Origin of the sequence: Clostridium sp. AF37-5 (genome assembly GCF_003477605.1) — a bacterium.
GTDB lineage: Bacteria > Bacillota > Clostridia > Lachnospirales > Lachnospiraceae > Eubacterium_F.
Map to the genome: position 1 here is coordinate 55,506 of NZ_QUDR01000009.1, position 25,712 is coordinate 81,217.

Below are 25,712 nucleotides of genomic sequence, written 5' to 3' on the forward strand. Positions count from 1 at the left end.
ATTGATTTGCATTATACCTGAACGGAGGAATGAGTATGGAAAAAGAAATCTTAAAAGAACCACAGTTTACCGATGAAATTGTATCGATTATAAGAAGTGGTCTGCCGGATGAAGAAATTATTGAGAAATTACATGACTACCATGATAATGATATTGCAAGAAGTTTAGAAGCACTGACAAAAGAAGAAAGAATCCATTTATATAATATATTAGAGCCTGAATGGGTATCTGAAATTTTTACTTTTATTGAGGAACCGGAAGACTATATTGAGGAAATCGGGATTGATAAACTGGCGGCAGTTATCAATGAAATGGATTCTGATGACGCAGTTGATTTGCTGGAGGAAATTGATGAGAGTGTAAAGGAAAAACTGCGTCCGATTCTGCACGAGGATGTCAAGGCAGATATTCAGTTGATTCATTCGTATGATGAAGAGGAAATTGGTAGTCTTATGACGACCAATTATATCTGTATTAAAAAGACATTGAATATTCGCCAGGCTATGCGTGAGCTGATTGTACAGGCAGGTGAAAACGACAATATTTCAACGCTTTATGTTGTGGATGAGAATAATAAATTCAGTGGTGCGATTGATTTAAAGGATTTAATTATTGCCAGAGAAAATGATGATTTGGATGATCTCATTAGTTATTCATATCCGTATTTGTTAGACTGCGAAAAGATATCCGACTGCATTGAAAAAATCAAGGATTATGCTGAGGATTCGCTTCCGGTATTAAATGATAAAAAAGAAATTATTGGTATTTTGACGGCTCAGGATGTTATCGAGGCAGTTGATGATGAGATGGGTGAGGATTATGCGAAGTTAGCTGGTTTGACAGCAGAGGAAGACTTGCGTGAGACAACAAAGGAAAGTATGAAAAAGAGACTGCCATGGTTAATCATCTTGCTTCTACTGGGTATGGGCGTGTCAACTGTGGTTGGCTCATTTGAAGCTGTGGTGGCGGTGATTCCGATTGTGATTTGTTTCCAGTCCCTTATATTAGATATGGCGGGAAATGTCGGCACACAATCACTGGCGGTAACGATTCGCGTACTGATGGATGATGAATTGAATGCAAAAGCAAAACTTCGGCTTGTGCTGAAAGAAATGAAAGTTGGCTTCTGCAATGGGCTGCTTTTGGGCGGACTGGCATTTGTCTTTTTGGGACTGTATATTTTCGGCTTAAAGGGCTATGCCCTTCCGACGGCATTTTTGGTGTCCGGCTGTGTTGGCGTGTCACTGCTTTTAGCAATGGTAATTTCAAGTCTGGTAGGAACATTAGTGCCACTGTTTTTTGCAAAAATTAAAATTGATCCGGCAGTTGCATCCGGTCCATTGATTACTACGGTAAATGATTTGGTGGCTGTGGTCACGTATTATGGATTGGCATGGCTGTTCCTGATTCCCATAATGGGTTAAAAAAAGAAGTTCATTCGTATCGAGACGAGATAACGCTTTCACGTTATAGTCTCTCACGAATGAACTTCTTTTTTCTACTTTCTATGCTTCAAACTGGAACCAGTCAAAGTCAAATTTACTACCCGGCATAAAGATAAAGTTTACTTTTCCGTATCCGGTAAAGCCGCTAATTGGAAAAGTGACTTCTTTGTAATCATCACTCTGCGTAAATTCTGCCATGTGATTGATCTCTCTGCCGTCTTCTGCAAAGAAGCGGATGTGAATCGTGTTGACAGGAATTGGTGAGTGACCGCAGATTGTAATTTTTGATGGTCCTTCTTCACCAAAATCCATATGCTCAAATTCGAGTGTAACATTATTTCCGATGTCAGTAATTTGTTTTTCTAAAACGGTAAACATATCACCGGAAATCGTATTGTTTTCGATGGCGTATACTTTTCCGTAGGCTTTGCTTAATGTCTTGCAGTAAAAGCCCTGTAAGGAAAGTTTGATGCTTGGGTATACCACGATGGAAATGCTTTGTACACCGCGGATTCGCTCCGGCAGAGTGTAAACATTTTCCTGATAGTGGTTATACCAGCTCTTTGCCTGATACTTGTCTTTGACAAGGCATTTGCCGTCTTTTTCAGAGTCACCAAGCCAGATTTCAATTGGCAGCTCATCTTCAAATGAGAAAATCGGAATGTGAATCTCATCCGAGCCATATTCGCCAAAGTCCACATTTTCAAAGAGGAAGCGGGTGCGTTCCTCAGCGGTGATATAGACACCGCCCTGAAAACTTAATTTAGCTTCGTTTGTGCAGTCTTTATAATCGATGCCGTTTACCATTTTGTACGGATTTAAAGTTGCCTCGCCGAGACCTGTCACACAAAATTCCAGCTCGGACATTACTTCCATCACATCGCGTCCGTTTTTACAGCTGCAACACAGGCGGAATTCACCATCGCCTAATGCGTGAATCGTTGCCTCGGCTCCGGTTGTCTCGATTTTCACACTATTGCTTTCGACACCATCAAGTGTAACCGCCTTAAATTCAATTTCCCGGTAGGTTGCATCCGCAGGGAGAATTTTTGCGGTAACGGTAGTTTCTGTCGCATTTTCATCGAAATGATTGGTGCCGTGGTTTGTCAATTCAATTTTGCGAACCGGAATTTCATCGGTTAAATCTTCTGCGGATTCTTTGTTTTCCATGAAGCAGGAAATGCCATCACGAACATCACAAGAAAGGGCAGGAATCGAAAGGGTGGCAGCAGTAAGTCCTTTGGAAGTGACTTCGATTTCAATGGTTCCAGGTGTGTCTTTGGCGGCGATAATTGCCAGAAGACGACCGCTGAATAAGCGGCGGCTCGTTCCTTTGTAGGAATCAAAGTCGGTGCTGTCACCGTTGTCCAGCCCGATTAAACGTCCGGCACCGCTGACGTGAACCTGAACACGGCTGCGGCTGTTTGCAACAAATGTATCGTTTTCATCGAGAGTGTTAATCTCGACAAATAAAAGGTCTTCGCCATTTGCTAAAAGTTGTTCTTTGTTCGGCTTGCATACGATTTTTTTGGCATCGCCAAAAGATTTTTGTACGGTTTCTGCAATTACCGCATCGTTTTCATCGTAAGCAACTGCTTTTAGCTCACCCGGCTCATAGGCAATCTGCCAGTCGCAGGCTAAGTGAGTGCCTTTTTTGTGGTCAATCGTCTGTGCACCAAGAGATTTGCCGTTAAAGAATAATTCGACTTTTGGCGCATTGGAAAAGGCACGGACATCAATTTTCTGACCGATATTAAAATCCCAGTAAGGCAGGAGATGAACCATCGGATTTGTCTTATAATCCGTCCACTCAGCCATGTAATGATAGTAGCTGTCCTTTGGAAAACCGGCGGTGTCAACCTGACCGAAATACGAATTTTTTGTAAAATATGGTGTCGGCTCGCCGATATAATCAAAACCGCTCCAGATAAACTGACCAAAACAGTAATCACGGTCACGGTGGGCAGATACAACGACGTCTGTATTTTTAGCTCCCCAGTTTGTGGTACAGTTGCCAAGGGAAGAGCATTGTCCGTCATCGTAAGTTAATAAACGGTTTGTCAGTGGGAAATGGTAAATACCACGGCTTTGCAGAGTGGAAGAAGTTTCACTTCCGAAAATGCACCAGTCCGGATATTTTTCGTGGTGTTCATCATACAGATGTTCCATATAATTGTAACCGACCAAATCAACTTCAGCAGCACATTTCTGAGCTCCCTCACCGCCCATGATATTAGAACCCATGCCAATAACGGCATTGCCGTAGTAGTCAAGTTCTTTGACAGCATCCCGTAACATTTTTGTTACTTCTAATCCACGGTCAAAATTGATGTCGTGGATTTCGTTTCCGATGCCCCAGATAAAGACGGATGGGTGGTTTCTGTCTTGACGTACCCAGCTTGTCAAATCGGTTTTCCACCAGTCTTTAAAATAATTTCCGTAATCGTAATCGGTCTTGCAGTGTTCCCACATATCAAAACTTTCCGTGTACAAAAGAAGACCCATTTCATCACATAATTCCATCAGTTCCGGTGCCGGCATATTATGTGCACTGCGGATGGCATTAACACCCATTTTCTGCATAATTGTAAGCTGGCGTCTGACAGCCTCGCGGTTTATGGCAGCACCGAGTGCACCGAGCGTATGATGTTCACAGGAACCGTTGATTTTTACATTTCTGCCATTCAAAAAGAAACCTTTATCCGGGTCAAAGGCAATTGTCCGGAAACCAAAGCGTTCATCACTGGAATCAATGGCAGTTTCGTCTTTTATAATTTCACTATGTACGGTGTACAAATTCGGTGACTCAATATCCCAAAGAAGTGGGGCTTCAAAAGTCATTGTCTGTTTGCTTACGGTAAGGCCGCAAGGAATGGTAAGAGTTTCTTTGCTTGTACCGGCCACTTTACCATCCGGTGCAAGTACTTTGTGGCAAAGAGTAACCTCGCAGGCAGAATCGGTATCGTTTTGAATCTCGTAGTCGGCATGCAGAATAAAAGCATCCCCCTCTTTTTTTGCTGACAGATAACCGCCGTCTGTTGTGAAATGAACGGCAGGACGTCTTACAAGCCAGACGTTTCGGTAAATGCCGGAGCCCGGATACCAGCGGCTGTTTGGAAGTTCATAGGTGTTTTTTACCCAGATGGTATTCTCGCCCTCTTTGACATAGGAAGTCAAATCAATTTCAAACTGTGAGTAGCCGTAAGGCCATGTGAAAATTTTCTCTCCATTCAGATAGATTTCATTATCCATGTATACGCCTTCAAACAGTATGGAAAGGCGGTCTAAACCGAGGGCAGGCACCGTAAAAGTTTTTTTGTAGCAGCTGACTCCCTGAGCGTACAAATCTTTGCTGTCGTAAATCATCCAGTCATGCGGGATGTCAACCGGCTCCCAGTCCTTTGTATTAAAGAATGTATCGATGGTCGTTTCCAGTGGTTCTCTGTGGAAAAACCAGTCGTTGTTAAAAAGCTGTTTCATAAAGGTTATCCTCCTAAAAAGTCGTTTTGAATGTGGGTTAATTATCTATGTATAAGGATAGCAAAAAACTTTGACACAGGCAATGAATTTCTTTATACTTAAGATGTAGTTTTTTTGGAAAGGGAAAAAATATGCAGATTTGTAAAATTGTGCCGGAGAAACTAAGACCGGCATTGGAACTTATCTGGGAAGTCTTTGAAGAATTTGAGGTGCCGGATTATGAAGAAATGGGGATTCAGACTTTCCGCCATTTTATTGAGTATCATAATATGGTGGAAAAAGTCAATCAAGGCGAAATGAAATTTTATGGGTGCTATCTCAATCAATATTTGATTGGAGTAATTGCCCTGCGCACAGGACAGCACATTAGTCTTTTGTTTGTGAGGGGGAAATTTCATCATCTGGGAGTGGCAACGAAGCTGATGAAAGTAGTGGAAAATGAGGTATTAGCTCAGAATCCTAAAATTCGTGCGGTTACGGTAAATGCTTCGCCGTATGCTGTGGGCTTTTATGAAAAAAACGGTTTTGTCCCTTTGGATAAGGAACAAAAGGCGGATGGGATTCGTTTTACGCCGATGAGAAAGGCATTGTAAAGGAGGAGAATATGAAGAAAAAAAGAGTGTTGTCTACGGTTCTTCTGATTGTGTTTATAGTCGTATTTTTAGCCAGTGGGGGATATTTATTTCATTATTTCTGGATGGCGAAACAAACAGAAAACGAATTATCACAATTGCAGCAGATTAGGCAGGAGGCTTTTTCGGACACCGAAGAAGAAACAGAAGTGAAATCCGAAACCGGACGGTCGATTCAAAAGGGATACCGTAAGCTTTATAAGAAAAATTCAGATTTAATCGGCTGGGTAACGGTGAAAAATACAAAAATTGATTATCCGGTTATGCAGACGAAAAAAGATTCGGAATATTATTTACATCGCAATTTTGAGAAAAAATCCGATGTGAACGGACTACCGTTTTTAGATGCTAAGTGTGACATTGATGAGTTAAAAGGAAATTTGATGGTTTACGGTCATCACATGAAAAGCGGTTTGATGTTTGCGCATTTGGAGGATTTTGAAAAGGCAGATTTTTATAAAAAGCATAAAACGATTGAGTTTGATACGCTTTATGAGAAGCGGCAGTATGAGGTTGTAGCAGTATTTCGCTCGAAAGTGTATAAAGAAAATGAGGATGTGTTTAAGTATTACCGGTATGTAGGAAAACTGTCAAAAAAACAGTATGAAACCTATGTGAAAAATTGTAAGAAATTATCAATTTACAAAGATGGGGCAACGCCGGCTTACGGAGAGCAGCTTCTGACTTTGGTAACTTGTGCTTATCATACGGAAAACGGGCGGTTTGTAGTTGTGGCTAGAAAGAAGGAGAATGTATGACAAAGGAAATGTGGCAGTTAGCCAGAATGCATGAACTCAAAGACTTTGGAGAAAGACTTTCGCATTATGAAAATGATGAAATGCTCATTGATGAGGTGGATGAGGGATTCTGTAATATGATGGGTTATACGCAGTCGGAACTTATGATACGCAGCTGTGGTAAAGTGGGAGATTTGATTTATCCACCGGATTATGAGGAAATTCGTTATCAGATTCGAAAAAATCTGAAACAGAGCGGCAGTTACACGTGCCGTTACCGCATGAGAAAGAAAGACGGTTCACTTATCTGGGTGTGGGAAAACGGACGCTATGAAAAAGATGATACCGGAAGAAAAAATATCCGTTCTTTAGTCGTTGATGTTTCACGCGAAGAAAAAACGATGAGGGAAAGAGACACGACCTATGATAACATTCCGGGTGGTGTGATGACCGTTCTTGTTACCGATACGAATTTCTACATTATGGAGGCAAATCACCAGTATTTTACAATGGTGGGAACAACGAGGGAGCAGTACCTTGGCAGTTCCGGTATTTATACGTATCCGCAGGATTTGCCGGGGCTTCGCAGCCACATCATTGAGCAGGCAAGAAAACAGGAACCGCTTGATTACGATTTTCGTACCAGGCATCCTCGTTATCAGGATACAAGATGGTACCGGATGGTCGGCAGATATTATCAGGAAACCGAAGAGGGATGCGAGTATTTATGTACGCTTTTGGATGTCACGGAACAGAAACGTACGATGTACCGCTTAGAGCGGGAAAAAGAGCGTTATATGATTGCTTCGGGGATTAATGCCCACTTTCTGTTTGAATACGATGTAAAGGAAAAACAGATGCAGTTTTATGAAGATTCCGAACATATGACATTTTCTTTATGCGTGGAAAAACAGTGTAAGGGAACGCTGAATGAAATTATGTATGATTCCGGTCTTTTGTACCCGGAGGATAAGGGTGTTTTTGACTTTTTATATACGGATGAAATTTCGGCATCCTCACAGATTCGTTTTTTAACAAAGGAGAATTCTACCGGCAAAGAGAGTTATCAGTGGTATGAATTTGCAGTCACGAAAGTATTGGAAAAGGGTCAGGTTGTTCGCTTGGTTGGCAGTATGAAAAATATTGAGGAACAGAAAAAACAGGAGGAAGAGCGGCTCGAATTACAGAATATTTATCAAAAACAGGCAGATAAAATTTATGAAATCGTAATCAAAGTTTCTCTGCGTGACCACACAATGAAGGGATATTTTACCGGAGAGGAAGCTTTTGAAGACATTTACCCGTTTACCATGTTTGAAGATTTTGTGGAAAAAACGGCAACTCATTACGTGCACCCGGAGGATAAGGCGCGTTTTTATACGGTATTTGATTTGGATAACATGAAAGACGTGCTGGAGTCAAGTTCGATTGAGGAAGTTTTATTTTTCCGCATTAATAAACCGGGTGGGGATTATCGATACAAATGTTTCCGCTACAGCTATCTGGGAAGTGACACGGATACAATTATTGTTGAAGCACAGGATATGCATGAATTGAGACTGATTCAGTTAAAAGAGGAAGAATCAAACCGCAGATTGATGGCGACAGCGTTAAAAGAAGCAAAGGATATGGTGGAGATGAGAAGAAATTTTCTGGCTATTTTAACAAGAGAAGTAATGGCGCCGGTTCAATATGTAAGCGCGGAACTTTATAAGCAGGAGAATCTGCAAGAGCGAATTGGAGAAATCCGCACGGCCGCTCAGTATGTACTCGAAGTTATTGAGAGTATGTCAGAATACGAAATAATTGAACAGGGGAAAATGGTGATTGAAAACAATTCTTTCTCTCTGGCAAAACTTGTAAATGGAGTGGTTACTGACTGGAAAGAGAGAATGAACCGGGCAAAACTAACGCTAGAGGCAAACTTTGATTTGGATGGAGAACTGTGTTTTGGAGATGAAAAGCGTATTCTCGAAATTTTTAACCACATTCTTGGAAACTGCCTGCTAAATTCAGAGGAATCTTCTACTGTGCGTGTATTCGGAACAGTGGAAAAAAGAGGGGACGACCAGTTTTTATTATCTGTTATGTTTGAGGACTGGGGACTGCCAATTGATGAGTCTTCATTTGGCAGAAACTATCTTTTGGATCATGTAAACACCAGAATGGACTGGAAGCGAAAAGAGGGTATTTACTGTACAACATTCTCATTGGTGGTTGCCAGACGCTTATCGGAATTTCTCGGTGGAAGATTGGAATTAAGCCGTCGAGGAGGAAATGTGAATGTGATGAAATTGGAACTTCCGTTAAAGAAGAGCTGGAAAGATAAGATTACGCAGTTAGAGCTAAAACCGGAACTTTTCCCAAATGATGTATCATTGAAAGGCTATAAAATTCTGGTTATTGAGTCGCAGAATGAGGAATCTGATATGATGGGGGTACGGTTTCGTGTCTGTGGAGCACAGGTGGATGTTGCTTATTCTGCAAAAGAAGGGTTGGAATTATGGGAGAGTTATGTGGCAGAGCCATTTGATGTTGTTGTGGTGGATGGATATTCATTAGCAATTGATTATGAAGATTTTGCACTGGAATTTCGCAGCCGTGAACGGGCAAAAAAAGTTCCTTTGTTTGTATTGGTGGATGAAATCCACCAAAAAAGCATTGAATCCAGTATACAAATAGGAATCAATGCTTTTTTGGAGAAACCACTACAGATGAAGCGCTTTTTACAACTTTTAGAATCTTTTTACCGCTGACTTAGGTTACCATACTTTTCCTTACGTTTTCGCTTGTTTTGATAGAGTAAATCGTCGCTGGCTTTCATGTACTGCTCTCGCGATATGGAAAGTGACGGGTCGGAGATGGTATATCCGAAACTGGCGTTGACGCAGTATGGAAGGCTGCTGTCAGCGTTAAAATCTTTTAAGTACTGTAAGAAGTTTTCGGTATACTGTTTTGCCTTCTCTTCGCTGTAGTCATAACCGAATACAGCGAATTCATCGCCACCGATGCGGGCACAGATTTCACACCCGGAGCAGGCTTGACGCATTGCATCGGCAATTGTCTGAAGTGCTAAATCTCCATGAGAATGTCCATAAACATCGTTAATGTATTTCAGGTTATCCATGTCGATACTCAGTGTCATCGTCTTTATGTTGTGTTTCTTTGCTTCTGCAAATTCTTCTTCCGAGAACTGCTCAAAACCGCGGCGGTTATATAATTTTGTAAGAAAATCTTCGTGGTAGAGCATATTTAATTTTTCCAATAGTGCCTGATTTTTTGCACGAATTCGCGAGTTTTCCAATGTATTTCCGATAAGGGAAAGCCAGGAGTGAAATAATGTATCTTGTGCTTCCTCACCGTTTGAGGTTGCTGCTACATAGCCAAAATTATACTCCAAATAATGAATCGGGAAGAAAAATACTGCCATTGGTTCCTCGCGGATAGCTTCCGGCGGCAGTAATTTTTTCGTCTCAAAACTTGAGGTGGCAATTGGATTTAAATCTCTTAAACTGTAAATCGAATGGGAGCGTTTTGCAAAACCGGGTGCTTTTTTCTTTACCTGTGGATAGGCACCATTGCCGTGGATGCCAAGACACAGGTAGAAATCGCGGGTAATGCCGGGGGCATCCTCTAATCGGAGATAATCACCGATATCCTCTGCGGATGTTATATTTTCCAGCGAAATGGAAACGAATGTATTATGCGCATTTTGGTTAATCAGCTGTTCCATTAATTCCACTTCATACATACGGGAAAGACTTAAATCTTTCATCGTGGAGGATTCACAGCCGCAGGAGTTGCGGATGATGATTTTTGTAGGAACAAACGTGCAGGCAGGAGCTTCTTTCCCATTTAATAAGGTATCAATCGTTTCCATTGCTTTTTTTGCCATATCAGAGACTGAGACATAACAGGTGGTTAGCGGTGGTACATTTGCACGCGCATCCCGTACATCATCAAAACCGGAAATGGCGATATCCTGTGGCACTGAATAACCCTGTAATGTAAGTTCTTTACAAAGAGAGAGTGCCATGTAGTCGTTGGCGCAGACAATTGCCTGAGGGCGGTTTGTTAAATTCATAAAGTGGTTTGCTGCATCAGCGGCACAATTTTTCCAAAAGTCACCTTCGAAAATGTATTCTTCCGGACAGTCAAGTCCTAACTCAGCCATTGCCTCTTTATATTTTTCTAAGCGGAAAATTGCATCCGGATGGTTGTATGGTCCGGACATAAAGGCAATGCGGTCAAAGTGATGAACATCATGAAAGTGGCGTACAAAAGCAGGAATTGCATCTGTGTCTTCTGCTAATATGTTGTAACAGCCATTTACCTTTTTGCGTATGCTGATAATGGGTGCCTGACAGCGTTCTGTGACAAGTTTCCACAGTTCCTCGACAGCTTCATTGCTGTTAAATGTGTCATGGCAGACAATTAGGGCGTCGAGCTGTTCATACGGAATCAGATGGAGAATGTTATATTCACCTGCTGCATTTTTTGTATCGCTGCCGTAGATGGTAAAAGCAGAGAAAGTAAGCAGATTGTAGCCGCGCTTAGAAGCGGTTTTTGATAACGTATGTACCAACTGCTGCTGATAGTAGCCGGTTATATCAAATAAAATAATACCGATGGTTTTTCGTCCGTTTAACATAAGTCCTCCAATCTACGCTGTTTGTTTTAATTCATCCGAATAAAGGTAATGAATGAGTTGTTTGACATAATTTTTTCCTTCATCGGTTGCGTTCGTAATTACATAAAGAACAGGTTCTTCTGTAATTGGTGTTCTGCCGGTGAAAAGTGTCCGGTATTTTTTACAGTCTTTCAAAGAAATACCAATCACTTTATCAGCCTCATTTTTTTTGGTGACAAGATAAGGTTTTAAGGCCTTTTTTTCTTTTTCGCTTAAAAAATCATTGAGATTCATAATAAATCCATTTTTTAAGTAAATATTTTCTACATCTTCATAAGAAGCAATCATACAGTCTAATGAATTTGCCACCAGACGGCTGCTGATTTCCGATAAATCGCTGCCCGTGTCGGCTCCCATCTCTCTGGCAACATCCGAGCGGGTATAATACATATAAAAAGAAGCACGGTTCTTTTTATAATCCATCTTCATAGAGTCGGTAAATCGGTCACTGAATTCTGTCAGGGTGCTGTCGGTAATCGACTCATTCAGAATCGCACACCGCATATAAATATGAGACTTGTTGATAAAATCAACCCATACGATGTAAAAAACAACACCGGCTACAGCAAGTATAACGAGCAGTTTGGGAAGATAATAAGTTCTGAAAAAGTCCCGTTTTTGCTTTCCTGTCATATTCTTTATACGTTCTTTGTCCGATAAATCATCCTGTCTTTTCTGGTAAATGGATGCCTCTTCGGTCAAAGATGTCTTTTTTCCTTTGGTATTTAAAGCCATTTATAATCAGCCTTTCTTATTTTGATAAACATAATCAATTATAGCACAGAAATGTGTGCAAGAAAAGGATTGTTGTTTAATTATTGAAAAAAGTTGCATTTTTACGAATGGTATTTGTTGGAAATGCACAAAATGTAAAAAAGGTATTGACATTTAGAAAACCGCGTTTTATAATTGCAGACATAAATGACGAAGGCGTCAGAAACGAGAATTTGTTTCTGGCGCTTTTTCTATTGCAGGGGAATACGTCATGAAAGAAAAGGAGGAATTAGTATGGATGTAATGAAAGCAGTTGAATCGCTTCAGAGCGATTTGTGGGGCGTATGGTTCTTGATTGGCGCCGCACTGGTATTCTGGATGCAGGCAGGTTTTGCTATGGTAGAGGGTGGTTTTACCAGAGCCAAAAATGCCGGTAACATCATTATGAAAAACCTCATGGATTTCTGTATCGGAACTGTGATGTTTATGTTGATTGGTTTTTCATTGTTACTTGGTGAAGATTATCTTGGATTTATTGGTAAACCGGGATTTGACTTGTTTACGAACTTTGCAAATTTCAATTTTTCAACGTTTGTATTTAACCTTGTGTTCTGTGCAACAACGGCAACAATCGTTTCCGGAGCAATGGCAGAGAGAACTAAGTTCTTGTCCTATTGTGTATACTCAGCAGTGATTTCAGCATTGATTTATCCGATTGAAGCCCACTGGATTTGGGGCGGCGGCTGGTTAGCAAATCTTGGATTCCATGATTATGCCGGTTCTTGTGCTATTCATATGGTAGGTGGTATCTGTGCTTTAATTGGTGCCGCATTCTTAGGACCTCGTATTGGTAAGTTTAAGAAAGATAAGAGCGGTAAAGTGATAAAGGTAAATGCGATTCCTGGTCATAACTTAACAATTGGTGCACTTGGTGTATTCATCTTATGGCTTGGCTGGTATGGATTTAACGGTGCTGCTGCAACAGATTTGAAAACGCTTGGTTCAATTTTCCTGACAACAACAGTCGCACCTGCTGTGGCAACCGTTGTATGTATGATTTTTACATGGATTAAATATGGCAAACCGGATGTTTCGATGTGTTTGAATGCATCTCTTGCAGGTTTGGTAGCAATCACAGCTCCTTGTGATGTAACCGATGCACTCGGTGCAGCTATTATCGGTGCGGTAGCCGGTGTGCTGGTTGTCTTTGGTGTATGGCTTTGTGACCATGTGCTTCGTGTGGATGACCCGGTTGGTGCGGTAGCCGTACATATGATGAATGGTATCTGGGGAACTTTCGCAGTTGGTTTGTTTGCTACTTCATCCGCACCGGGATTTAAAATAGCGGGAATTAAAGAAGGTTTGTTCTACGGTGGTGGATTTAACCAGTTAGGACTTCAGATTTTAGGTATTCTTACGGTTGGTGCATGGGCTGTTGTATTGATTACACTTACATTCCTTGCAATCCGTGCAACCATTGGTCTTCGTGTAAAACCGGAGGAAGAAATCGAAGGTCTGGATGCAACCGAACATGGTTTACCAAGTGCTTACGCAGACTTTATGCCGGCTGGTAACCGCTTCTATGCTGCATCACCGGCAGGAGCAAAGACAATGATGGGCGATGTCCCGATGGAAGCCGCTGTACCGGTAGCAGAGGTTCCTGCTCCGACTCTCAAGAAGAAGAAAGAGGTAGCCGAAGGTGCAGTGAAGATGAGCAAGATTTCCATTATCTGCCGTCAGAGCAAGTTCGAAGATTTGAAGGAAGCACTGAATGCGATTGGCGTCAGCGGTATTACCGTAACTTCTGTATTAGGCTGTGGTACTCAGAAAGGTACAGCAGAGTATTATCGTGGTGTACCGGTTGAATTTACGTTGCTGCCGAAGACGAAAGTTGAGGTTGTCGTAAGTGCCGTGCCGGTAGAAAAAGTTGTAGATGCTGCTAAAGAGGCACTCTACACCGGTCACATTGGCGATGGTAAAATCTTCGTATACAATGTCGAAGAAGTTGTCAAAGTCAGAACCGGTGAGAGCGGGTTTGATGCTTTACAGGACGATTAATAAAAGTAAAACGATTACACTCCTAAATGATTAAAATGATACAGATAACGTCTCACCTTCTTGCAGGGTGAGGCGTTTTTCCTTGTCTTTGTAAGAAAGCGTGATGGAGGTATCAGACCCTGCGTGCAGGGTGACATCGGAAAGGACGCCTTTGTTCCAGCGAATGTCATAGCAGATATTTTCCCTGCCACAGATTCCTTCTACAAAACCATTCTGCCATGCACTTGGAAGTGCAGGAAGAAAAATCGTCTTATCTTCTCTTGACTGCAAGAGCATTTCTGCGATGGCAGCAATTGAGCCGAAATTACCATCAATTTGAAATGGTGGATGCGTGTCAAACAGATTTGGTAAAGTTGAGTTGGAAAAGAGGAGTAAAAGCTGTTTATAAGCATTTTCTCCATCCCATAATCTGGCATACATATTCATAATCCACGCACGGCTCCAGCCGGTGTGTCCGCCGCCTTTACTGAGACGCCTCTGCAACGTAATTTTGGCAGCATCACATAAATCCGGTGTGTTATCCGGCGTAATCTGGAAAGCCGGATGAAGTGCCCACAAATGTGAGATGTGGCGGTGACCCGGTTCTGCTTCATCATAATCTTTCATCCATTCCATAATCTGACCGTGTTTTCCAATCTTTATTTTTGGTAGTTTTTTTGCCGTTTCTTTTGCTCTTTGGCAAAAATCGATATCGGTTTCTTGTAACAATGTGGAGGACTTTTCAAAATGGTCAAATAATTCGTGGAGAATTTCATTGTCCATCGTAACGCCGTAAGACAAGCGTCCTTGTGTGCCATCTTTCATGATATAAGTGTTTTCCGGTGACACAGAAGGGCAGGTTACCAATTCGCCATTAACTTCGATGAGAAAATCCATAAAAAAGGCAACACATTCTCGTAAAAATGGGTACATTTCTTTGAGAAAATCAAGGTCTTTTGTGTAACTGTAATAGTTCCAGATATGGGTAGCAAGCCATGCACCGCCCATAACCCAGTAAGTAGCAGGAATGTAGATGTCCTGCGGTGCTGTATCACCCCATAAATCGGTGTTGTGGTGGGCGACAAAACCACGGCAGTCATACATTTCTTTAGCGGTCTGTTTTCCGTTTTCCAACATGCGCAGCATATGTGTAAAAAGCGGTTTTTCGCAGTCGGCTAACCGGCAGGATAATGCCGGCCAGTAATTCATTTCTGTGTTGATATTAATGGTAAATTTGCTTCCCCACGGTGCACTTAAAGAATCATTCCAGATGCCCTGGAGATTTGCCGGAAGACAGTCGCCGCGGCTGGAACTAATTAACAGATATCTGCCAAAATCAAAGTACGTGTTAATGAGTCCGTTATCCGGGTGTTCCTTATCAATACGTGCAAGTCTTTCATCTGTTGGAAGGGCATCGAGAGATGAATCATAAGGAAGTGATAAATGCATGCGGTCAAAATATGAGCGGTATTCTTTGACATGTTTTTCTTTCAATTTCTCATATGGAATGAAAGCTGCTTTTTTTAATGATTCTTTTACTGCTTCTTCCGGATTTTTGTGACGGAATGTAGTTGCCGCTGTCAGTAATACGGTAATGGAAGAGGAGTGTTCGGCTAACAAATGTTCGCCCATGCCTGTTTGTGCGCCGTCCGAAATGACAAAGCGCATACCGGCACAAAAAGATTCATCCCCGCCGCCGAGTCTGCCGGAAATTAACAGCGTGTCGTCTGTGTGGGTGGTTGCCTCATAAAAAGAGCCACGCTGTAAGGAGGCAGCCAAAGAAAGCCCATCCGGATTAGTACTCGTAAAATGGGCAGCAATGCAGTTTGTGTCGAAGTCGGCAAAAGTCTCAATTTCATAGGAAAAGCCAGTGTCTGCATCCGTGACTTTTGAGGTATGTATGGCGGTTGATAAATCGAGTGTCCGCTTAAAATCTTTTGTTTTTTTTCGTACACCGCAGAAATCAAAATAAACATCACCCAGTGTCTGGTAACTGTGCTGGCTCTGTGGTGTGCCGGACAGGGCATATTTACAGAGATTTTCCGCCTCTGAAATTTTTCCATTTAAAATTAATTCACGGATTTTTTCTAGATTTTTTCTGGCATCCGCATTATTGCGGTTTCGTTTTGTTCCAAACCAGACAGAATCTTCATTAAGCTGAAAATGTTCTTCATGTTCCTCTCCAAAAATCATGGCTCCAAGTTTTCCGTTTCCAATCGGAAGTGCCTTGTTCCAGTCTCCGTTTGCCGGTGTATAGTAAAACAGTTGACTCATCATATTGCTCCTTTTTTTCTTTTTTGTAACATTATACAATTGTCAAACGAATTTTTCTAGTGTATGATAAAAAAACAAAAGCAGATGATGGCTGCCGTTCTTCTGCTGTGCTTGGTGAAAAATATTATAAGATTGCGGAGATAAACTTCATGCAAAAAAACTCTTGCGAATTGAGGTTATATATATTACAATATTAGTAATTGGGTATGATTATAGAAAGGATGTGGCGGCATGCAGGAATTGAATAATACGCAATACTTTAAGGTTGAGGCGGAGAAAGATTTGGATGTCCGTGATGTGATTGCGGCAGTTTATTCTGCATTGACGGAAAAAGGCTACAATCCGGTTAATCAGATTGTTGGGTATCTGATGTCGGGAGACCCGACTTATATTACCAGTCACAAAGGTGCAAGAAGTTTGATTATGCGCGCAGAGCGTGACGAAATTATTGAAGTGTTTTTAGAAGACTATATTGAGAATAATCTCAAGGAAGACTAGGTATTTATTTTGAAAATCATGGGACTTGATTACGGCTCAGTGACAGTTGGTGTGGCGATTAGCGACTCCATGCTTTTGACTGCCCAGCCGGTTGAAGTTATAAAAAGAAAAAGTGAAAACAAATTACGACAGACTCTGGCACGTATTCAGGTACTGGCAGAGGAAAATGACGTAGGACGTATTGTGCTTGGCTACCCGAAGAATATGAATAATTCGGAGGGAGAGCGTGTCGAGCGAACGAAAGAATTTATGGAAAAACTAAAGGCTAGAACAGGGTTAGAAGTAGTGCTGTGGGACGAACGGCTCAGCACGGTTTCTGCCATGGATGTGTTAAAAGAAGGCGGAGTGCGCTCAGAACATCGGAAAACGTATGTAGATAAGATTGCAGCTTCCCTGATTTTACAAGGTTATTTAGATTCCATACACAATTAGGAGGATTTGATGTCAGAAAACGAAAATGGACTCATTATGCTTACGGCTGACGATGGCAGCGAGGAGGCTTTTTTTGTGTTGGAAAAAGCAGACATTGCCGGTGTATCGTATCTTCTCGTGACAGATTCCGTTGAGGATGAGGAAGCAGAAGCAATGATTTTGAGAGAGGAAACAGAGGACGAACTGGTAACGTATCAGGTTGTAGACGATGAGAAAGAGTTGAAAATTATTTCAAAGTACTTAGAAGAATTATTGGACGATGTAGAATTAAGATTAGAATAGAGAGGTGTAATAAAATTGAAGAAGAAAAAAACAGGGGAAGAGCGCGTAAAGATTATTCCGCTTGGAGGTTTGGAACAGATTGGAATGAACATTACGGCGTTTGAGACGGAAGAGAGTATTATTGTAGTGGACTGCGGACTGGCCTTCCCGGAAGATGATATGTTAGGTGTGGATTTAGTAATCCCGGATATCACGTATTTGCAGGATAACAGAGATAAAGTGAAAGGCTTTGTCATTACACACGGACATGAGGATCACATCGGTTCTCTGCCTTATGTGTTAAAAGAACTGAATGTTCCGATTTATGCTACGAGACTTACGATGGCAATTATCGAGAATAAGTTAAAAGAGCATAATCTGTTAAATAACGTTAAGAGAAAAGTTGTTACTTATGGTCAGTATATTAACTTAGGAGATTTCCGTATTGAGTTTATCCGGACAAATCACAGTATTGCGGATTCAGCGGCATTAGCCATTTATACACCGGCAGGAATTGTTGTACACACCGGTGACTTTAAAGTAGATTATACGCCGGTTTACGGAGACACAATTGATTTGGCTCGTTTTGGAGAACTTGGTAAAAAAGGTGTACTTGCCCTGATGTGCGACAGTACGAATGTTTTGAAACCGGGCTTTACTGAGTCGGAGCGTACGGTTGGTGCGACTTTTGATTCGATTTTTGAGGAAAATGTACACAACCGTATTATCGTGGCTACGTTTGCCTCGAATGTAGATCGTGTGCAGCAGGTTATTAATTCGGCGAAGAAGCAGAACCGTAAAGTCGTCATTGAAGGACGAAGCATGGTAAACATCGTAAATACGGCGGTGGAACTTGGTTATATTCAGGTGCCGGACAATATGATTATCAGCTTGGAAGAGATGAAAAATTATTCCGATGAGCAGCTCGTACTGATTACGACGGGAAGTCAGGGTGAAGCAATGGCAGCTCTTTCCCGTATTGCGGCAAGTATTCATCGTAAAATCGCAATTAAACCCGGGGATGTTGTTATTTTCAGTTCCCGTCCGATTCCGGGTAATGAGAAGTCGGTCTCAAAAGTAATTAACGAACTTTCTCAAAAGGGTGCAAAGGTAATTATTCAGGATACTCACGTTTCCGGACATGCATGTGAGGAAGAGATTAAATTGATTTATTCGCTTGTGAAACCGAAGTTTTCTATACCGGTTCATGGTGAGTACCGTCATTTGCAGGGACAGGCAGATGTAGCACAGAAGATGGGTGTGCCAAAAGAAAATATTAAGATTTTACGTTCCGGAGATATTTTGGAACTCCGTGAGGATCGTGCGACAATTGTTGGTAAAACGATTGCACAGGGAATTATGGTCGATGGACTTGGCATTGGCGATGTAGGAAATATTGTTCTTCGTGACCGCCAGCACTTATCGGAAAATGGTCTTTTGGTTGTGGTACTTACACTGGAGAAAGGCTCCAACACGATTTTGGCAGGACCGGATATTGTATCCCGTGGTTTTGTTTATGTTAGAGAAGCGGAAAACTTGATGGATGAGTGCCATGAAGTTGTTAATATTGCGCTTGACCGTCTATACGAAAGAGGAATTACAGACTGGGGAAGAATTAAAACAGAAATTAAGGATACTCTGAATGACTTCCTGTGGAAGAAGATGAAGAGAAATCCGGTTATTTTACCAATTATTATGGAGGTATAATCCATGTTAAAAGCTGTACGAACCATGTTAATTGTATTACTGAATATCGTGTTTTATGGTTTGGTTGTATTTGGTGGTGTACAGCTGTGCCGCGTCGGCTATTCCTTTGCCTGCGAGGCGGTGGGCGATACGTCAAAAGATTTGCCGCCGGGACAGACAACAGCATTTACCATATCGGAGGATGATGGTGAATTTGAAGTGGCTAAGCGGCTGTCAAATCAGGATTTGGTCGGTAATCCGGCGGCGTTTTATGTGCACATGCAGTTGATGAAACGCGAGGGAACCGACATGCAGAAAGGTATTTATACGCTGAACAGCAGTATGACCTACGAGGAAATTATCCGTGTAATTTACGGATTGTAAATGATAACACATAAAATCCCATGTTTTCTTATGGCAGGACTGGGATTTTTTGTGCGTTTAGTAAAGGAGAAAAAATGGTACACACAAAGACGAGTCACCATGACCGCATGGAAGTGTTTTTGGAAAAATACAGGGAGCCACTGCCAAAGCCATTAGAAGAGCTTGAGAGAAAGGCACTTTCAGAGGATGTGCCGATTATAAGGTCCGGCACAAGAGATATGTTGCGTTTCTTGCTGCGGGAGAGAAAGCCGAAAGAGGTTTTAGAAATTGGAACAGCGGTTGGATTTTCCGCTCTTTGCATGCGTGAGTATTTGCCAAAATCTTCACATATTACGACAATTGAAAAAGTTGAGATGCGCTTAAAAGAAGCGCGGGGAAATTTAGAGATGCTGGATGAAGATGACAGGATTACGTTGCTTGAAGGTGATGCAGCGGAAGTATTAAAACAACTTTTAACAAAAGGAAAATCCTATGATTTTATCTTTATGGATGCGGCAAAGGGACAGTATTTGAATTTTTTGCCGGATGTTATTGCTTTGATGGCAGATGACGCGATGCTTGTGTCCGATAATATTTTTCATGATGGTGATGTGTTGGAATCCCGTTATGCGGTACTGCGCAGAGATCGTACGATACATGGACGTATGCGGGAATATTTACAAGTTTTGTGTGAGAAGGAAGAATTAGAAACAATCTGTCTGCCGATTGCCGATGGCATGACAATTAGTACGAAAAAAAGAAATGGAAAGGGAGAGTAATTCATGGAGAATAATCGAAAAAAGCCGGAGGTTCTTGCCCCGGCAAGCAGTTTGGAAGTGTTAAAGACAGCCGTTTATTATGGTGCCGATGCGGTTTATATCGGCGGTGAAATGTATGGACTTCGGGCAAAGGCAAAAAACTTTTCTAAGGAAGATATGGCTGAGGGAATCCGTTTTGCTCACGAACACGGGAAAAAAGTGTATGTGACAGCGAATATTACTGCACATGACAGAGATTTAGAGGGTGTGCAGAAGTATTTTGAAGAATTAAAAGAAATCGATCCGGATGCTCTGATTATTTCCGATCCCGGTGTATTCCAGATTGCAACGGAAATCTGTCCTGAAATTGATATCCATATCAGTACGCAGGCAAATAATGTGAATTACCGTACATTCCGGTTTTGGCATAAATTGGGCGCAACGCGTGTTGTGACGGCGCGTGAACTCTCCATCAAAGAGATTGCGGATATTGATGCACATATACCGGAAGACCTTGAAATCGAGACATTTGTCCATGGTGCGATGTGTATTTCGTATTCCGGGCGGTGCCTTTTGAGCAATTATTTTACCGGCCGTGATGCGAATCTTGGTGCATGTACCCATCCGTGCCGCTGGAAATATTATATTATGGAAGAAAATCGTCCGGGTGAATATTTGCCGGTTGAGGAAAACGAGAGGGGAACATATATTTTCAATTCCAAGGATTTGTGTATGATTGAGCACATTCCGGAGTTGGTGGAAGCAGGTGTTGACAGTTTTAAAATCGAGGGACGTATGAAAACAGCTCTTTATGTCGCTGTCGTTGCCAGAACGTACCGTCAGGCAGTCGACGATTATTTTGAAGACCCGGAAAAATATAAGAAAAATATTCCGTATTATCAGGCGGAAATTGCAAAATGTACCTACCGTCAGTTTACGACCGGCTTCTTCTTTGGAAAACCAACGCATGAAACACAGATTTATGATAACAATACCTATCAGAAGGGTGCTGTTTATCTTGGACAGGTGAAAGAAGTAACGGAAGATGGGTATGTGGTGTTTTATCAGAAAAATAAATTCAGAGTTGGCGATACCATTGAAATTATGAAGAAAAATGGCGAAAACCAGACGGTTTCTGTGCTGCAAATGTTGAATGAGGATGGCGAAGAGACAGATTCCTGTCCGCATCCGGGAGAGAAAATCCGCATGAGAGTGGACGGTGTGGTCTGCGCCGGCGAGATTATGAGAGGGATTGAACGATGAGTGTAAAGACGGAAGTATTGAAACTGTTAGAGGCAAGCAGGGAAAGAGATTTGTCCGGACAGGAGATGGCAGAATCACTTGGCGTGACGAGATCGGCTATCTGGAAGGCAGTGAATACTCTGAAAAAAGAAGGTTATCAGATTCAGGCAGTAAATAACCGTGGTTACCGCCTGAAAGAAGAAAGCGATGTGTTGTCGGAGGAAGGAATCCGGCTGTGTCTGCATAAGCCGTACGACAGTCAGAAAATCAAGGTGTTTAAGTGCATTGATTCCACGAATATGGAAGCAAAGAGGTGTGCACTGAATGGTGAAGGCGAGGGGCTTGTGATACTTGCTGAGGAGCAGACAAATGGACGTGGCAGACGCGGACGAAGTTTTTATTCGCCCGATGGAAGCGGGATTTACATGAGTGTTTTGTTCCGTCCAAAGCCGGAAATTTCGCAGGATGTTGTCCTGATTACAACAGCGGCTTCTGTTGCGGTATGTCGTGCGATTCGGGATGTCCTTTCACAGGAACCGGAGATTAAGTGGGTGAATGACGTTTATCTGAACGGAAAAAAGATATGTGGCATTTTGACCGAGGCAGTGTCCGATTTTGAGTCGGGACGGATTGATACAGTTGTCGTGGGAATTGGAATTAATTACCATGCGCCAAAGGAAGGTTATCCGGATGAAATCAAAGAGATTGCCGGAACGGTATGCGCAGAGGACGAAAAGATTCCGCGCAATGAATTGGTAGCAGCAATTATTGAGAATTTATGTAAGTTATATCAGGATTTACCGGATAAAAGTTTTATGGAAGATTACCGCAAGTGGTCAAATGTTCTTGGGAAAAAGATTCGCTTTACAAGCGGAACAGACTGGGAATACGGAACTGCCGTTGCGATTGATGAAGACGGTGGATTGATTGTGGAAAAGGAAGACCATACACAGGAGATTCTGCGTACGGGAGAAATTACCGTGCGGGTTTGTTAAAGGAGAAAAACATGGCTAAGACCTATGAGACAGAACAGGTGCAGGAAAAATTTTTATTAACTGCCGTTGATTTAGAGGATGGAACGGATGTTTCCTATTCTTTGGATGAACTTGCAGAACTTACGGAAACAGCAGGCGGCATCGTAGTCGGAAGACTGATTCAAAAGAGAGAGTCCGTGCATCCGGGAACATATGTCGGCAAGGGAAAAATTGAAGAACTGCGTGAACTGATTATGCAGACCGATGCGGATGGCATTGTGTGTGACGATGAGCTTACGCCGGCGCAGCTTACCAATTTGCAGGAAGAACTGCAGGTTAAGGTATTAGACCGTACCGTAATGATTTTAGATATTTTTGCCGCTCATGCAAGGACGAGCGAGGGAAAACTGCAGGTTGAATTAGCACAGCTTCGCTACCGTTCATCCAGGCTGACAGGACTTGGTAAAAGTTTGTCAAGGCTTGGCGGTGGAATCGGAACAAGAGGTCCCGGTGAGAAAAAGCTGGAAATGGATAGGCGTCTGATTAAAGAGCGCATATCCATGTTGAACCGTCAGTTAAAAGAAGTCGTGAAAAATCGTGAGGTGCAGCGTCATAAAAGAACGCAGAATCCGACGAAAACAGTTGCCATCGTTGGTTATACAAATGCCGGAAAATCAACACTTTTGAATATACTGACAAAAGCCGCTGTATTAGAAGAGGATAAGTTATTTGCAACACTTGACCCGACGACACGCGTTTTGGAAAAAGAGGATGGGCAGAAAATCTTATTTACCGATACAGTTGGATTTATCAGTAAACTGCCACACTCGCTGATTCGTGCCTTCCGCTCCACGCTTGAGGAAGCGAAGTATGCGGACATGATTCTTCATGTTGTTGACGTCTCAAATCCCAAATATGATTTGCAGATGGAGGTTGTTTATGACACTTTGCGCGAGTTAAATATTGGCGACAAAAAAGTTATAACAGCATTTAATAAAATGGACTGTCTGGAATATAAGCCGGATGGCTTAAAAGATAAAAATAGCGAAGCATCTCTTATGATTTCTGCAAAGCAGAAAATCGGACTGGATAAATTGGTGGAAAAGATCGAAGAGGTACTGGATGAGGGAATGGTGAAGATTGAAAAAGTATTTGCTTACGACGAAGCAGGGAAAATCCAGGCAATTCGTGAGTTTGGAAGACTGGAACAAGAAGAATACCGTGAGGACGGCATTTTCGTAAAAGCGGTGATTCCGCCACATCTGCTTTAATATGGATAAACATTTAACCTTTTGACACTGCTATCATACAATGGAATAAGGGGAATTGTTTTGGTGGTGTGTTGATGAAAAAGACAGTTTATGTTGTTTGTGTCTGTGTCCTTTTTGTGCTGTTATTTTATGAAGTAAAGAGAAATTACGAAACGGAAAATGACGGCACAATTATTGTTCCAACGGGCAGTTTTGTATCTAAAGTCCAAAAGGAAAATCAAAAAACTGCCTATCTGACATTCGATGATGGTCCCAGTGGAAATACGAAAAAAATCATTAAAATATTAGAGGAAAAAGGAGCTGTCGCAACATTTTTCCTGATTGGAAAGGAAATTACGGGGGAGCGGGTTGATACTGTAAAGGAATTAAAGAAAAAAGGAAATGCGATTGGTGTGCACACATACTGCCATGAGCATAATCAGATGTATGCCAGTGCCAATTGTTTTTACAAAGATTTTCGGGCGGCATCCGATTGCATTGAAAAAATAATAGGAGAAAAGCCGACACTCCACCGCTTTCCGTGGGGGAGCAATAACGGTTATGTGAAATCTTATGTAGATGAACTCCATAATCAGCTAAGGAAAGAGGGCGTAAGAAGTTTCGACTGGAATGTATCGGGCGAAGATTCGATTTTCCCTCATGTTTCACAGGCAGTAATATTTCAAAATGTAAAAAAAGATGTCACGCACTTTGAAAAGCCGATTATCCTGCTGCATGATGCCTCCGCCATGGATAATACAGCAAAAGTTCTTCCACAGATTATTGATTATATCAAAGAACAGGGGTATCGTTTTGATACGCTTGACCACAGAGAGGAATATTTGTTTCCGGCGAGCTGGCGCTGATTTGTAAAAATGGCGGCTATTTGGTATACTAAAGGAAAATCATCGGAAAGAGAGAGGGATTTTATTATGGATAAAATATGTTCTTTTTTGAATCAGAGTGTGAGTCCGTATCATGCGGTAAAACAGGTAAAAGAGGCTTTGAAAGTGGCTGGTTTTCAGTCCTTGGAAGAAGAAAATCTTTGGCAGTTAGAGCCCGGCAAAAACTATTACGTAACAAGAAATGAGTCGAGTTTACTTGCCTTTTCCATGCCAAAAGAAAAACCGCTTTATTATCACCTTTGTGCCAGTCATAGTGATTTTCCTACGTTTCGGATTAAGAAAGCTAAGAAAAAAGATGCCTTTTATGCAAAAGCAGAAATCGAAGGTTATGGCGGCATGATTCACACAAGCTGGTTTGACAGACCGCTTGGACTTGCCGGACGTGTGATGAAAAAGACAAAAGAGGGAATTTCCAGTGTTCTCATTGCACCGGATAAAAATGTATTTGTGATTCCAAATCTGTCCATTCATTTTAACCGAGAAATCAATCAGGGATATAAGCATAATGTTCACGTTGATTTACAGCCGTTATATGGTGGCAGCGAGGCAGAACTGATGACACTTTTGCGGGAGGAAGCAGGCTGCAAAGGGGATGAAGAAATTGTAGATATGGATTTGATTCTTACCGTGCGCCAGCCGGCAGTCACAGCCGGTGTCAAAGATGAGTTCCTTTTGACGCCGCGTTTTGATGATTTAGGTTGTGTGTACACGACGTTACAAGGGTTTTTACGTGCACAGGATAAACTTCCGCAAGAAGCGCTTTCTATCTTTTGCCTCTTTGATAATGAAGAGGTGGGAAGCGGCAGCAGACAGGGGGCACTTAGTAATTTCCTGCCGGATGTATTGGAGCGGATTTGTTTGTTTTACGGCATGACAAAGGAGGAGCAGATTTGTGCGGAAAGCCGGAGTTTTCTGCTTAGTGCAGATAATGCGCACGCTGTCCATCCAAACCATCCGGAAAAGAGTGATGATGAGTTCCCGGTTGTTTTAAACGGCGGTGTTGTCATCAAATATAACGCGAGTCAGCGATATACGACAACCGGAATGACCGGTGGTGTGTTTGGCTCACTTTGTGAAAAAAATGATATCAAAACGCAGTTGTTTGTGAATCGCGCCGATATGCCGGGCGGCAGTACACTTGGTAATCTTTTGAGTCATTCCTTTAGTGTGCCAATGGTGGATATCGGTCTGCCGCAGCTTGCCATGCACAGTGCGGTGGAAACTGCCGGCTGTGAGGACGTAGAAACCATGATAGAAGCAATTCAGGCATTTTATGAGAGTGAGATTTGCCAGATAAAGGATGGCATGTGGCGTATTTAATGAAGAAAACGCTT

20 protein-coding genes are annotated in these 25,712 nt (G+C 42.0%); 16 read left to right on the plus strand and 4 right to left on the minus strand.

Annotation, left to right across the window (positions count from 1 at the left end; genetic code table 11):
• Positions 1-35 precede the first annotated feature (35 nt).
• A complete protein-coding gene (mgtE, locus tag DW019_RS07595; RefSeq protein ID WP_118442982.1) occupies positions 36-1,424 on the plus strand; it encodes a magnesium transporter in 1,389 nt (462 codons plus the stop codon).
• Between the two features lie 81 nt (positions 1,425-1,505).
• Here the strand turns inward: mgtE and DW019_RS07600 are convergent, their stop codons facing one another.
• Positions 1,506-4,925 (minus strand): DUF4982 domain-containing protein, encoded by a 3,420-nt coding sequence (locus tag DW019_RS07600; RefSeq protein ID WP_118442983.1) that lies wholly within the window; start codon positions 4,923-4,925, stop codon positions 1,506-1,508.
• 131 nt (positions 4,926-5,056) lie between these two features.
• Here DW019_RS07600 and DW019_RS07605 point away from each other — a divergent pair, with 131 nt between their 5' ends.
• The 3 genes from DW019_RS07605 to DW019_RS07615 are packed head-to-tail and all read left to right on the plus strand — an operon-like array spanning position 5,057 to position 9,050.
• Positions 5,057-5,518 carry a GNAT family N-acetyltransferase gene (locus tag DW019_RS07605; protein ID WP_118442984.1) on the plus strand — a complete coding sequence of 154 codons (462 nt, stop codon included), beginning with the start codon at positions 5,057-5,059 and terminating at the stop codon, positions 5,516-5,518.
• Between the two features lie 11 nt (positions 5,519-5,529).
• Complete coding sequence (gene srtB, locus DW019_RS07610) at positions 5,530-6,315, plus strand: class B sortase (RefSeq protein WP_118442985.1); 786 nt, start codon at positions 5,530-5,532, stop codon at positions 6,313-6,315.
• Positions 6,312-9,050, plus strand: a complete 2,739-nt coding sequence (locus tag DW019_RS07615; RefSeq protein WP_118442986.1) for a PAS domain-containing protein — start codon at positions 6,312-6,314, stop codon at positions 9,048-9,050. Before srtB ends, DW019_RS07615 begins: the two co-directional genes overlap by 4 nt.
• On the opposite strand, the gene DW019_RS07620 is transcribed toward DW019_RS07615, so the two are convergent.
• Positions 9,041-10,945, minus strand: coding sequence for a diguanylate cyclase (locus tag DW019_RS07620; protein ID WP_117480012.1), 1,905 nt, complete (start codon positions 10,943-10,945; stop codon positions 9,041-9,043). The two genes, DW019_RS07615 and DW019_RS07620, sit on opposite strands and share 10 nt — an antisense overlap.
• A gap of 12 nt (positions 10,946-10,957) precedes the next feature.
• On the minus strand, positions 10,958-11,719 hold the full coding sequence (locus DW019_RS07625; RefSeq protein ID WP_118442987.1) for a hypothetical protein: 762 nt from the start codon (positions 11,717-11,719) through the stop codon (positions 10,958-10,960).
• Positions 11,720-11,992: 273 nt separating this feature from the next.
• Between DW019_RS07625 and DW019_RS07630 the strand changes: the two genes are divergently transcribed.
• Positions 11,993-13,756, plus strand: coding sequence for an ammonium transporter (locus DW019_RS07630; protein ID WP_118442988.1), 1,764 nt, complete (start codon positions 11,993-11,995; stop codon positions 13,754-13,756).
• Positions 13,757-13,786: 30 nt separating this feature from the next.
• On the opposite strand, the gene DW019_RS07635 is transcribed toward DW019_RS07630, so the two are convergent.
• Positions 13,787-16,012, minus strand: a complete 2,226-nt coding sequence (locus DW019_RS07635) for a glycoside hydrolase family 95 protein (protein WP_243024123.1) — start codon at positions 16,010-16,012, stop codon at positions 13,787-13,789.
• A gap of 228 nt (positions 16,013-16,240) precedes the next feature.
• On the opposite strand from DW019_RS07635, the gene DW019_RS07640 reads away from it, so the two are divergent.
• From DW019_RS07640 to DW019_RS07690, 11 genes are all read left to right on the plus strand, one after another.
• Complete coding sequence (locus DW019_RS07640; RefSeq protein WP_022376179.1) at positions 16,241-16,507, plus strand: IreB family regulatory phosphoprotein; 267 nt, start codon at positions 16,241-16,243, stop codon at positions 16,505-16,507.
• Positions 16,508-16,516: 9 nt separating this feature from the next.
• Positions 16,517-16,939 (plus strand): Holliday junction resolvase RuvX, encoded by a 423-nt coding sequence (gene ruvX, locus DW019_RS07645; protein ID WP_022376178.1) that lies wholly within the window; start codon positions 16,517-16,519, stop codon positions 16,937-16,939.
• A gap of 9 nt (positions 16,940-16,948) precedes the next feature.
• Positions 16,949-17,221, plus strand: coding sequence for a DUF1292 domain-containing protein (locus DW019_RS07650; RefSeq protein ID WP_243024124.1), 273 nt, complete (start codon positions 16,949-16,951; stop codon positions 17,219-17,221).
• 15 nt (positions 17,222-17,236) lie between these two features.
• Positions 17,237-18,907 (plus strand): ribonuclease J, encoded by a 1,671-nt coding sequence (locus DW019_RS07655; RefSeq protein WP_117479651.1) that lies wholly within the window; start codon positions 17,237-17,239, stop codon positions 18,905-18,907.
• Between the two features lie 3 nt (positions 18,908-18,910).
• Positions 18,911-19,270 carry an endolytic transglycosylase MltG gene (locus DW019_RS07660; RefSeq protein ID WP_118442990.1) on the plus strand — a complete coding sequence of 120 codons (360 nt, stop codon included), beginning with the start codon at positions 18,911-18,913 and terminating at the stop codon, positions 19,268-19,270.
• Between the two features lie 74 nt (positions 19,271-19,344).
• Positions 19,345-20,028, plus strand: a complete 684-nt coding sequence (locus DW019_RS07665) for an O-methyltransferase (protein WP_243024125.1) — start codon at positions 19,345-19,347, stop codon at positions 20,026-20,028.
• A 3-nt stretch (positions 20,029-20,031) separates the two neighbouring features.
• Complete coding sequence (locus DW019_RS07670) at positions 20,032-21,270, plus strand: U32 family peptidase (RefSeq protein WP_118442991.1); 1,239 nt, start codon at positions 20,032-20,034, stop codon at positions 21,268-21,270.
• Positions 21,267-22,244, plus strand: coding sequence for a biotin--[acetyl-CoA-carboxylase] ligase (locus tag DW019_RS07675; RefSeq protein WP_118442992.1), 978 nt, complete (start codon positions 21,267-21,269; stop codon positions 22,242-22,244). Before DW019_RS07670 ends, DW019_RS07675 begins: the two co-directional genes overlap by 4 nt.
• Before the next feature lie 11 nt (positions 22,245-22,255).
• Positions 22,256-23,494, plus strand: coding sequence for a GTPase HflX (hflX, locus tag DW019_RS07680; protein WP_118442993.1), 1,239 nt, complete (start codon positions 22,256-22,258; stop codon positions 23,492-23,494).
• A gap of 74 nt (positions 23,495-23,568) precedes the next feature.
• On the plus strand, positions 23,569-24,339 hold the full coding sequence (locus DW019_RS07685) for a polysaccharide deacetylase family protein (protein WP_118442994.1): 771 nt from the start codon (positions 23,569-23,571) through the stop codon (positions 24,337-24,339).
• Between the two features lie 66 nt (positions 24,340-24,405).
• Positions 24,406-25,698, plus strand: a complete 1,293-nt coding sequence (locus tag DW019_RS07690; RefSeq protein WP_118442995.1) for a M18 family aminopeptidase — start codon at positions 24,406-24,408, stop codon at positions 25,696-25,698.
• Positions 25,699-25,712 lie beyond the last annotated feature (14 nt).